Raw genomic sequence first — 10,322 nt, 5'->3', positions numbered from 1 at the left:
TGCAGAACAAGGTCGATTTCTCCAGTTCGCGCAACCTGATCACGGTCGGCGCCACGCTGACCGTGGCGGCCGGCGACCTGACCCTGAAGCTGGGCGGCATGACGCTTGGCGGCATCGGTACCGCCACTTTTGGCGCGATCCTGCTGTATCACCTGCTGGGCAGCCGCAAGGCCGAGGCCGAGGCCGAGGCCGAGGCGGAAGCCGAAGCCTGACACACCGCGAAGCTAGCGGGCGCTCCCGCGGGGGAGCGCCCGCCACGTCGGCAACGCGGGCTTTGCGACTGCATTACAATGAGCGCCGACATTGGAATCCCGCTCACCATGGCCTACAAGACGATTGAAGACACCATCGGCAATACGCCGCTGGTGCAACTGCAGCGCATCCCCGGCGCCGCCGGCACGCCGCGCGGCAACGTAATCCTCGGCAAGCTCGAGGGCAACAACCCGGCGGGCTCGGTCAAGGACCGGCCGGCAGTCTCGATGATTGCCCGCGCCGAGTCGCGCGGGCGCATCAAGCCGGGCGACACGCTGATCGAAGCCACTTCGGGCAATACCGGTATCGCGCTGGCCATGGCAGCTGCCATCCGTGGCTACAAGATGGTGCTGATCATGCCGGAAGACCTGAGCATGGAGCGCCGCCAGAGCATGGCCGCCTACGGCGCGGAGATCATCCTGACGCCGGTCAAGGGCGGCATGGAATATGCGCGCGACCTCGCGGACTCCATGGAGCGCGATGGCCGCGGCGTGATCCTGGACCAGTTCGCCAACCCGGACAATCCGCTGGCTCACTACGAGACCACTGGCCCGGAGATCTGGCGCGATACCGAAGGGCGCATTACTCACTTCGTCTCTGCCATGGGCACCACGGGCACCATTACCGGTGTTTCGCGCTACCTCAAGGAACAGAACGCAGAGATCCAGATCGTGGGGGCGCAACCCGCCGAAGGCTCGCGCATTCCCGGTATCCGCAAGTGGCCCGAGGCGTACATGCCGAAGATCTACGACCCGAAGTTCATCGACCGTACCGAGCCTGTCGGCCAAGGCGATGCCGAGCACATGGCACGCCGCATGGCGCGCGAGGAAGGGATCTTCTGCGGCATCTCGGCTGCCGGCGCGCTGTGCGTGGCGCTGCGTATCGCCGAGGAAGTGGAGAACGCCACCATTGTGTTCGTGGTGTGCGATCGCGGCGATCGCTACCTGTCGACCGGGGTGTTCCCGGCCTGACGCCGCGTTGTTCCGCGCATTAAAAAAAGCCCCGCGAATCTTGCGGGGCTTTTTGTTTCTGGTGCTGCGATTAGCGAGGTCAGCCCATCGCGGCCTTGACCGCCTCGCCCAGCTGGTACACGGCCAGCGCGTAGAAGAAGCTGCGGTTGTAGCGTGTCAGCACATAGAAGTTGCGCAGGCCGAGCACGTAGTCGGTGGTTTCGCCGGGCGTGGGCAGGTCCACCACCAGCACGCCGGTTTCGCCTTCGCGTGCCAGGTCGATCGGCTCGTCCACGCGCAGGCCGGCCCTGAGCAACTGGTTGAGCGTGCGGGTGGGCCATGGCTCGCCATCCGCAGCGGCGGCGACGATGCCGCGGCTGCCCTCGTCGGTGGCGATGCGCCAGACCACCGGGCGGCCCTGTTCCCAGCCGTGCAGTTGCAGGAAGCGGGCCACGCTGCCGATCGCGTCGGCGGCGCTGCTGCGCAGGTCGATGTGGCCGTCGCCGTCGTAGTCGATGGCGTATTCGCGCAGGCTGGTGGGCATGAACTGCGGAATGCCCACGGCGCCCGCGAAGGAGCCCAGCACCGAGAACACATCGGTGTTGGTGTCGCGGCACCACAGCAGGTAGTCGGCCAGCTGGTTGCGGAACAGCGTGGTGCGCGCTTCGCGGTTGGGCACGTCCGGATAATCAAAGGCCAGCGTGGAGAGCGAGTCGATCACGCGGAAGGTGCCCATGTCGCGGCCATAGATGGTCTCGACACCGATGATGCCGACGATCACCGCGGCCGGTACACCGAACTCGGCTTCCGCGCGGCGCAGCGTTTCACGATTCTGCTGCCAGAAGCGCACGCCCGCATCGATTCGGATCGGCTCGATAAAGCGCGAGCGGTAGGTGCGCCAGCTTTTGCGTCCCGGCGTGGCGGGCGGCATGATCAGGCGCACCACCGTGGACGAATACACGGCCTGGCCGAACCAGTCTTCCAGCGTCTGGCGGGCAAAGCCGTGGCGCGCCACCATCTCGTCAATGAAGGCGCGGCTCTTGGGGTTGTCACGGTAGCGGCCCGGCTCGATTTCTTCTTCGCGCACGCTCACGCGGCGCTTGCCGGCGGCAAGCAGGGCGGGGGAGACGCCGCAGAAGCTCAATGCGGCAGCGGAGAGTGCGGCGCCCAGGAGCGGGCGGCGCAGGGAGCGCTGGGAGTCGGTCATGGTGTCCTTTGCAAGTCGCTGCGAGTATAGCGGAAGGTGCCTGCGCGCCACCCCGCTGGGTGGCCAGCGCGGCATGTGCTAACGTAACGAATGGAGACCACGATTAAAGCAATAAGACATGCCCACAGGCTATTACACGCATCCCGAGTTCCTGCTGCATGAGATGGGGCATTTCCATCCGGAGTGCCCCGAGCGCCTGCGGGCCATTGAGGATCACCTGATCTCGCACGGCATGGACGGCCTGCTCGACCGGCGTGAGGCGAGCGCCGCCACCGCCGAGCAGATCGGGCGCGTGCATCTTCCGCAATACATCGCCTCGCTGGCCGCGGCCAGCCCTGCCAGCGGCTACTACCCGATCGATCCCGATACCTCGATGAACCCGCACACGCTGGCCGCCGCCACCCATGCGGCCGGCGCCGCGGTGGCCGCCACCGATGCGGTGATGGCGGGCGAGGTCGAGAACGCGTTTTGCTGCGTGCGCCCGCCGGGGCACCATGCCGAGCCGGATCGGGCCATGGGCTTTTGCTTCTACAACAATGTGGCGATCGCCGCGCGTCATGCGCTCGCCGCGCACGGGCTCGAGCGCGTGGCCATCATCGATTTCGACGTGCATCACGGCAATGGCACCGAAGCCGCCTTCCGTGGCGACGCCCAAGTGTTGATGTGCAGCTTCTTCCAGCATCCGTTCTATCCCTACAGCGGCACCGAGCACATCGCCACCAATATGTCGAACATCCCGCTGCCGGCCTATACCAACGGCCTGGCGGTGCGTGAAGTGGTGGAGACGATCTGGCTGCCGCGCCTGAACGGGTTCAAGCCGCAGATGCTGTTTATCTCGGCTGGATTCGATGCCCATCGCGAGGATGACCTCGGGCAGATGGGGCTGGTCGAGCAGGACTATGCCTGGATCACCGCCCAACTGGTCGACGTCGCCCGCGCCCATGCGAAAGGGCGCATCGTCAGTTGCCTGGAAGGTGGCTATAACCTGAGCGCGCTGAGCCGTAGCGTGTGTGCGCACCTCAAGGTGCTGCTCGAACGATAGGAGGCCCTGGCATGGCTGAAACTGATATCCGCGATATCCGCGCCGTGACGCCGCTGCTCACTGAAAGCCTCGACGCCCCGGGCGTGCTGCGCCTGACGATGAACCGGCCCGAAGCGTTCAACTCGCTGTCAGAGGACCTGCTGGATGCGCTGTCCGCGGCGTTTGCCCGCGCCGGCGCCGATGCCTCGGTCCGCGTGGTGGTGCTGGCTGCGGCCGGCCGCGCGTTCTGCGCGGGCCATGACCTGCGCGAGATGCGCGCCAGCCCGTCGCACGACTACTACCGCCGCCTGTTCGACCGCTGCACCCGCATGATGATGGCGATGCAGAAGATGCCGCAGCCGGTGATCGCGCGCGTGCAAGGCATTGCCACCGCCGCCGGCTGCCAGCTGGTGGCGATGTGCGACCTGGCGGTGGCGGCCGACGTGGCCCGCTTTGCGGTATCGGGCGTAAATCTCGGCTTGTTCTGCGCGACCCCCGGCGTGGCGCTGTCGCGCAACCTGTCGCGCAAGCACGCCATGGAGATGCTGCTGACCGGCGACATGATCGACGCCCTGCAAGCCCGGGACCGCGGGCTGGTCAACCGCGTAGTGCCGGCCGATGCCCTCGATGCCGAGGTCGCGCGCCTGGCGGCCAGCATCTGCGCCAAGCCGGCCGCCGCCGTGGCCGCCGGCAAGGGCCTGTTCTACCGCCAACTGGAGATGGGCATCGAAGCGGCTTATCAGCTCGCCGGGCAGACCATGGCTTGCAACATGATGGATCCGGCGGCGCTGGAGGGCGTCCAGGCCTTTCTCGACAAGCGCCCGCCCTCTTGGGGTGATGTTTAAATAACGTTTTGTCGGCTTTTACGGGCCTATATGCCCTTAACATATAAAGACATCGGCAAAAAGTCGTTTCTGGTATGAAGCGGATCGCTTAAAATGCGCACTTCGCCCAAAAAATAAAATGCGGCAACAGCGCTAGAGAGACTTTCTCGCCTGTTGCCGTTTTCTTTTCACATGATCGAACTGCAAGGTCTTTCGCAGCGCTTCCCCGGCGGGTCGGGTGAAGTGCATGCGCTGCGGGACGTCAACCTGTCGATTGCGGCAGGTGAGGTCTTCGGCATCATCGGCCGCAGCGGCGCCGGCAAGAGCACCCTGGTGCGCGCCATCAACCTGCTTAACCGCCCCAGCGCCGGCCGCGTGAGCGTGGCCGGCCAGGAGCTGACCGCGCTCGACAGCGCCGCGTTGCGCAAGGCACGCCGCGACATCGGCATGATCTTCCAGCATTTCAACCTGCTGTCGTCGCGTACCGTCTATGACAATGTGGCGCTGCCGCTGGAGCTCGCCGGCAAGTCCCACAGCGAGATCTCCGATACGGTGCTGCCGTTGCTGGAACTGGTCGGCCTGACCGCGCTCAAGGATCGCTATCCCGCCCAGGTCAGCGGCGGGCAGAAGCAGCGCGTGGGGATTGCCCGCGCGCTGGCCAGCAAGCCCAAGGTGCTGCTGTCGGACGAGGCGACCTCCGCCCTCGATCCGGAGACCACCCGCTCCATCCTCGAACTGCTCAAGCAGATCAATCGCGAGCTGGGCCTGACCATCGTCATGATCACGCACCAGATGGAAGTGATCAAACAGGTCTGCGACCGCGTGGCCGTGCTCGAAGCCGGCCAGGTGGTGGAAACCGGCCGGGTGATCGATGTATTCCTGCGGCCCAAGCATGAAGTCACGCGCGCCATGATCGGCGACGTGATCGCGCAGGAACTGCCGCCCAGCGTGCTCAAGCGTGTGGAAAGCCGGCTTGGCAACGGGCGCGACCACGTCTACCGCCTGGCCTTCACCGGCGCGGGCGTGGACCAGCCGGTGCTGGCCCAGGCGATCCGCCGCTACGGGCTGGACTTCAACATCCTGCACGGGCATATCGACGAGATCCAGGGCCAGGCCTTCGGCTCGCTGGCCATCATGGCCACCGGCGAGCCGGCCGACGTGAAGGCGGCGATGGAGTACCTGCAACAAGAGGGCGTAGTGGTGGAGGAGATCGAGCATGTGGTCTGAAATGTTTGACCTGTTCCTGACCTCGTTCAACGAGACACTGCTGATGGTGAGCATCTCGGGCGTGGTCGGCGCGTTGTTTGGCGTGCCGCTGGGCGTGCTGCTGCACCTGACCAACCGCGGCGGCGTGCTGTCGCATCCGCTGTTCAACCGCACCATCGGCGTGGTGGTCAACGCTGTGCGCTCGATCCCCTTCATCATCCTGCTGGTGGTGGTGATCCCGTTCACGCGCTTTATCGTGGGGTCGTCGATCGGCACGACCGCGGCCGTGGTGCCGCTGACCATCGCCGCGATCCCGTTTATCGCGCGCCTGGTGGAAAGCGCGCTGCGCGAAGTCGACAAGGGCCTGGTCGAAGCCGCCCAGTCGATGGGCGCGAGTACCGGCCAGATCGTGATGAAGGTGCTGCTGCCCGAGGCCATGCCTGGCATCGTGGCCGGCCTGACCATCACCTTTGTCAGCCTGGTGGGCTACTCGGCCATGGCCGGCGCCATTGGCGGCGGCGGCCTGGGCGACCTCGGCATCCGCTACGGCTACCAGCGCTACATCACCGAGGTGATGGTGGCGGTGGTACTGATCCTGATCGTTTTCGTGCAAGCGGTGCAAAGCTTCGGCGACTGGCTGGTGCGGCGCATCAGCCACAAGTAACAAGTCAGCCCGGCATTCCGCCGGCTATCTGCAAAGACATAGAGCCATCGAGAAAAAGGAAGTCAACATGCAACGTCGTAACTTGCTGCAATGGATTGTCGGCGCCGCCCTGGGCGCCACCCTGGCCACCGGCGCCGTGGCGCAGGAAAAGCCGATCAAGATCGGCGTCACCGGCGGCCCGCACGCCCAGATCATGGAGCAGGTGAAGAAGGTCGCGGCCAAGGATGGCCTGAACATCCAGGTGGTGGAATTCAGCGATTACATCCAGCCGAACGCCGCGCTGGCTTCGGGTGACCTGGATGCCAACAGCTACCAGCACCTGCCCTACCTGGAAGCGCAGATCAAGGACCGTGGCTACAAGTTCACCCACATTGCCTTCACCGTGACCTTCCCGATGGGCGTGTACTCCAAGAAGATCAAGTCGCTCGACCAGATCAAGGATGGCGCGCGCGTTGGCGTACCGAACGATCCTACCAATGGTGGCCGTGGCCTGCTGTTGCTGCAAAGCAAGGGCCTGATCAAGCTGCGCTCGGACGCTGGCCTGAAGGCTACGCCGCTGGACATCGTCTCCAACCCGAAGAAGATCCGGATCGTCGAGCTGGACGCCGCGCAACTGCCGCGCTCGCTGGATGACCTCGACGCTGCGGCCATCAACGGCAACTACGCCGAGTCGGCTGGCCTGTCGCCGACCAAGGACGCGATTGCCATGGAAGGCCCCAAGGGTCCCTATGCCAACCTGATCGCCATCCGCGAAGCCGACAAGAACAAGCCCTGGGTGGCCAAGCTGGTCAAGGCCTATCATTCGCCGGAGATCAAGCAGTATGTCCAGAGCACTTTCAAGGATTCGGTGATTACCGCCTGGTAAGTTTGAAAAAAACCTCAAAAACCGTGTGCCGCAGGGCATCCTGCGGCACAATACGGCGAGGTTTTCACATTGCCGGGCTATGCCCGGCAATTCTTTACCGATAAAATAGTACGACCGTTCGAAAAATAAGAGTGCCACCCACCCGGTGGTTATAATGGCGAGCGAACCAAATTTCTGACTATCGACTATCAGTGGAGTGAGCGCATGAAAGTACTCGTCGCAGTCAAGCGCGTGGTGGATTACAACGTCAAGGTCCGGGTGAAGTCGGACGGCACGGGCGTGGATCTGGCCAACGTCAAGATGAGCATGAACCCGTTTGACGAAATCGCCGTGGAAGAAGCGGTGCGCCTGCGGGAAGCCGGGGTGGTCACCGAAGTGATCGCCGTGTCCTGCGGCGTGACCCAGTGCCAGGAAACCCTGCGTACGGCGATGGCCATCGGCGCCGACCGCGGCATCCTGGTCGAGTCGAACGAAGACCTGCAGCCGCTGGCCGTGGCCAAGCTGCTCAAGGCCCTGGTCGACAAGGAACAGCCGCAACTGGTGATCCTGGGCAAGCAGGCCATCGACGACGACTCCAACCAGACCGGCCAGATGCTGGCCGCGCTGGCAGGCCTGCCGCAAGCCACCTTCGCCTCGAAGGTGGTGGTGGCCGATGGAAAGGCCTCGGTGACGCGTGAAGTGGACGGCGGTCTGGAGACCCTGTCGCTCAAGCTGCCGGCGGTGGTGACCACCGACCTGCGCCTGAACGAGCCGCGCTACGTGACGCTGCCGAACATCATGAAGGCCAAGAAGAAGCCGCTGGATATCGTCAAGCCGGAAGATCTCGGCGTGGACGTGGCGCCGCGTCTGAAGACCGTCAAGGTCGTTGAGCCGCCCAAGCGTAGCGCGGGTGTGATGGTGCCGGACGTTGCGACGCTGGTGCAAAAGCTGAAGAACGAAGCCAAGGTCATCTGAGCGCGCCAGGAGATAAAACATGACTGCACTCGTCATTGCTGAACACGACAACCAATCCATCAAGGCCGCTACCCTGAACACGGTGACGGCAGCCGCCCAGTGCGGCGGCGATGTCCACGTGCTGGTGGCTGGCGCCAATGCCGCTGCCGCTGCTGCTGCTGCCGCGAAGATCGCCGGCGTGTCCAAGGTGCTGCTGGCCGATGCGCCGCAGTTCGCCGACGGCCTGGCCGAGAACGTGGCCGAGCAAGTCCTGGCCATCGCCAGCGACTACAGCCACATCCTGGCGCCCGCATCGGCCTACGGCAAGAACATCCTGCCGCGCGTCGCGGCCAAGCTGGACGTAGCCCAGCTGTCGGACATCACCAAGGTCGACAGCCCGGACACGTTCGAGCGCCCGATCTACGCCGGCAACGCGATCTCGATCGTGCAGTCGTCGGACAAGGTCAAGGTCATCACCGTGCGCGGCACCGGCTTTGACGCCGCCGCAGCCGAAGGTGGCTCGGCCGCCGTCGAAAACCTGCCCGCAGTGGCCGACGCTGGCATCTCGCAATTCGTTTCGCGCGAAGTCACCAAGAGCGACCGCCCCGAGCTGACCGCTGCCAAGATCATCGTGTCCGGTGGCCGTGGCGTGGGTTCCGGCGAGAACTACACCAAGGTGCTGACGCCGCTGGCCGACAAGCTGAATGCCGCGATGGGCGCGTCCCGCGCTGCCGTGGACGCCGGCTTCGTGCCCAACGATTATCAAGTCGGCCAGACCGGCAAGATCGTTGCGCCGCAGCTGTACATCGCCGTTGGTATCTCCGGCGCGATCCAGCATCTGGCCGGCATGAAGGACTCCAAGGTGATCGTCGCGATCAACAAGGATGCCGAAGCCCCGATCTTCTCGGTGGCCGACTACGGCCTGGTTGGCGATCTGAACACCGTCGTGCCCGAACTGGTGGCGGCGCTGGGCTGATCCCCACTGCCCGGCACGGCGTTTGACGCGCCAGGCTCGATCAGGAAGTACTAGCCGTTCCGGGCCCGCCCGAGAACGGCTTTTTTATACATACCGGAGACATCGATGACCTACCGTGCCCCGCTCAAGGACATGCTGTTCGTGATGAACGAACTGGCTGATCTTGACGCCGTCAGCAAGCTGCCCGGCTTCGAGGACGCCACGCCGGAGACGGCGCAGGCGGTGCTCGACGAGGCGGCCAAATTCAACGAACAAGTGGTGGCGCCGCTCAACCGCATCGGCGACATCGAGCCCAGCAGCTGGAAGGACGGCGTGGTCACCACCACACCCGGTTTCAAGGACGCGTTCCGCCAGTTTGGCGAAGGTGGCTGGCAGGGCGTGCTGCATCCGCAGGAGTTCGGTGGCCAGGGCTTGCCCAAGCTGATCGCCACGGCCTGCAACGAGATGCTGAACACGGCGAACCTGTCGTTCGCGCTGTGCCCGTTGCTGACCGACGGCGCCATCGAGGCCCTGCTGACCGCGGGCAGCGACGAGCAGAAGGCCACCTTCCTGCCCAAGCTGATCTCCGGCGAGTGGACCGGCACCATGAACCTGACCGAGCCGCAGGCCGGCTCGGACCTGGCCGCCGTGCGTACGCGCGCGGAGCCGCAGGGCGATGGCACCTACAAGGTGTTCGGCACCAAGATCTTCATCACCTACGGTGAGCACGACATGGCGCAGAACATCGTCCATCTCGTGCTGGCGCGCACGCCCACGGCACCCGAGGGCGTCAAGGGCATCTCGCTGTTCATCGTGCCCAAGTTCCTGGTGGGTGAAGACGGCTCGCCGGGCGCGCGCAACGACGCGTACTGCGTGTCGATCGAGCACAAGCTGGGCATCAAGGCCAGCCCCACGGCGGTGCTGCAGTTCGGCGACCACGGCGGCGCCATCGGCACGCTGGTCGGCGAGGAAAACCGCGGGCTGGAATACATGTTCATCATGATGAACTCGGCGCGCTTCTCGGTCGGCATGCAAGGCATCGCCGTATCGGAGCGGGCCTACCAGCAGGCCGTGAATTTTGCCCGCGAGCGCGTGCAAAGCCGTCCGGTCGATGGCTCGGTGCGCGAGGCGGTGACCATCATCCATCACCCGGACGTCAAGCGCATGCTGATGACCATGCGCTCGCTGATCGAAGGCGCGCGCGCGGTAGCGTATGTGGCCGCGGCGGCGTGCGACACGGCGCACCAGCACGCCGACGAAGCGGTGCGCAAGCAAAGCCAGGCGTTCTACGAGTTCATGGTGCCCATCGTCAAGGGCTGGAGCACGGAGCTGTCGATCGATGTGACCAGCCTGGGCGTGCAGGTGCACGGCGGCATGGGTTTCATCGAGGAAACCGGCGCGGCCCAGCACTATCGCGATGCCCGCATCCTGCCGATCTACGAAGG

General features: G+C 64.9%; 10 protein-coding genes and 1 pseudogene. 10 read left to right on the top strand and 1 reads right to left on the bottom strand.

The genetic code is table 11. The features are described from left to right. A pseudogene (locus tag ACYP5B_RS17055) lies at window positions 1–212 on the top strand (pyrimidine utilization transport protein G); the annotation flags it as partial. A gap of 108 nt (window positions 213–320) precedes the next feature. Continuing rightward, window positions 321–1,223 (top strand): cysteine synthase CysM, encoded by a 903-nt coding sequence (cysM, locus tag ACYP5B_RS17050; RefSeq protein WP_267606613.1) that lies wholly within the window; start codon window positions 321–323, stop codon window positions 1,221–1,223. A 79-nt stretch (window positions 1,224–1,302) separates the two neighbouring features. On the opposite strand, the gene mltB is transcribed toward cysM, so the two are convergent. Continuing rightward, window positions 1,303–2,409, bottom strand: a complete 1,107-nt coding sequence (gene mltB, locus ACYP5B_RS17045) for a lytic murein transglycosylase B (protein WP_459570477.1) — start codon at window positions 2,407–2,409, stop codon at window positions 1,303–1,305. A gap of 118 nt (window positions 2,410–2,527) precedes the next feature. Between mltB and ACYP5B_RS17040 the strand changes: the two genes are divergently transcribed. From ACYP5B_RS17040 to ACYP5B_RS17005, 8 genes are all read left to right on the top strand, one after another. Then, on the top strand, window positions 2,528–3,451 hold the full coding sequence (locus tag ACYP5B_RS17040) for a histone deacetylase family protein (RefSeq protein WP_459570476.1): 924 nt from the start codon (window positions 2,528–2,530) through the stop codon (window positions 3,449–3,451). 11 nt (window positions 3,452–3,462) lie between these two features. After that, window positions 3,463–4,275: an enoyl-CoA hydratase gene (locus tag ACYP5B_RS17035; RefSeq protein WP_318233392.1), complete on the top strand. Its 813-nt coding sequence runs from the start codon at window positions 3,463–3,465 to the stop codon at window positions 4,273–4,275. A gap of 171 nt (window positions 4,276–4,446) precedes the next feature. Next, window positions 4,447–5,481, top strand: coding sequence for a methionine ABC transporter ATP-binding protein (locus tag ACYP5B_RS17030; RefSeq protein WP_459570475.1), 1,035 nt, complete (start codon window positions 4,447–4,449; stop codon window positions 5,479–5,481). After that, window positions 5,471–6,124: a methionine ABC transporter permease gene (locus tag ACYP5B_RS17025; RefSeq protein ID WP_043344505.1), complete on the top strand. Its 654-nt coding sequence runs from the start codon at window positions 5,471–5,473 to the stop codon at window positions 6,122–6,124. Before ACYP5B_RS17030 ends, ACYP5B_RS17025 begins: the two co-directional genes overlap by 11 nt. 67 nt (window positions 6,125–6,191) lie before the next feature. Next, window positions 6,192–6,989 carry a MetQ/NlpA family ABC transporter substrate-binding protein gene (locus tag ACYP5B_RS17020; RefSeq protein WP_459570474.1) on the top strand — a complete coding sequence of 266 codons (798 nt, stop codon included), beginning with the start codon at window positions 6,192–6,194 and terminating at the stop codon, window positions 6,987–6,989. Between the two features lie 204 nt (window positions 6,990–7,193). Beyond that, window positions 7,194–7,943, top strand: coding sequence for an electron transfer flavoprotein subunit beta/FixA family protein (locus ACYP5B_RS17015; RefSeq protein WP_400092530.1), 750 nt, complete (start codon window positions 7,194–7,196; stop codon window positions 7,941–7,943). A 19-nt stretch (window positions 7,944–7,962) separates the two neighbouring features. Next, a complete protein-coding gene (locus ACYP5B_RS17010; protein WP_174423155.1) occupies window positions 7,963–8,898 on the top strand; it encodes an electron transfer flavoprotein subunit alpha/FixB family protein in 936 nt (311 codons plus the stop codon). A gap of 105 nt (window positions 8,899–9,003) precedes the next feature. Then, the coding region (locus ACYP5B_RS17005; protein ID WP_459570473.1) for an acyl-CoA dehydrogenase family protein at window positions 9,004–10,322 on the top strand (1,319 nt) is incomplete at its 3' end.

The organism is Cupriavidus sp. 8B, from assembly GCF_054589115.1.
The sequence above is the reverse complement of the archived record's forward strand: the minus strand, read 5'-3'. Positions and strand labels throughout refer to the sequence as shown.

Coding starts and splice junctions, on each gene's coding strand:
- cysM (WP_267606613.1), top strand. CDS start 321: ATGGCCTACAAGACGATTGAAGACACCATCGGCAATACGCCGCTGGTG.
- mltB (WP_459570477.1), bottom strand. CDS start 2,409: ATGACCGACTCCCAGCGCTCCCTGCGCCGCCCGCTCCTGGGCGCCGCA.
- ACYP5B_RS17040 (WP_459570476.1), top strand. CDS start 2,528: ATGCCCACAGGCTATTACACGCATCCCGAGTTCCTGCTGCATGAGATG.
- ACYP5B_RS17035 (WP_318233392.1), top strand. CDS start 3,463: ATGGCTGAAACTGATATCCGCGATATCCGCGCCGTGACGCCGCTGCTC.
- ACYP5B_RS17030 (WP_459570475.1), top strand. CDS start 4,447: ATGATCGAACTGCAAGGTCTTTCGCAGCGCTTCCCCGGCGGGTCGGGT.
- ACYP5B_RS17025 (WP_043344505.1), top strand. CDS start 5,471: ATGTGGTCTGAAATGTTTGACCTGTTCCTGACCTCGTTCAACGAGACA.
- ACYP5B_RS17020 (WP_459570474.1), top strand. CDS start 6,192: ATGCAACGTCGTAACTTGCTGCAATGGATTGTCGGCGCCGCCCTGGGC.
- ACYP5B_RS17015 (WP_400092530.1), top strand. CDS start 7,194: ATGAAAGTACTCGTCGCAGTCAAGCGCGTGGTGGATTACAACGTCAAG.
- ACYP5B_RS17010 (WP_174423155.1), top strand. CDS start 7,963: ATGACTGCACTCGTCATTGCTGAACACGACAACCAATCCATCAAGGCC.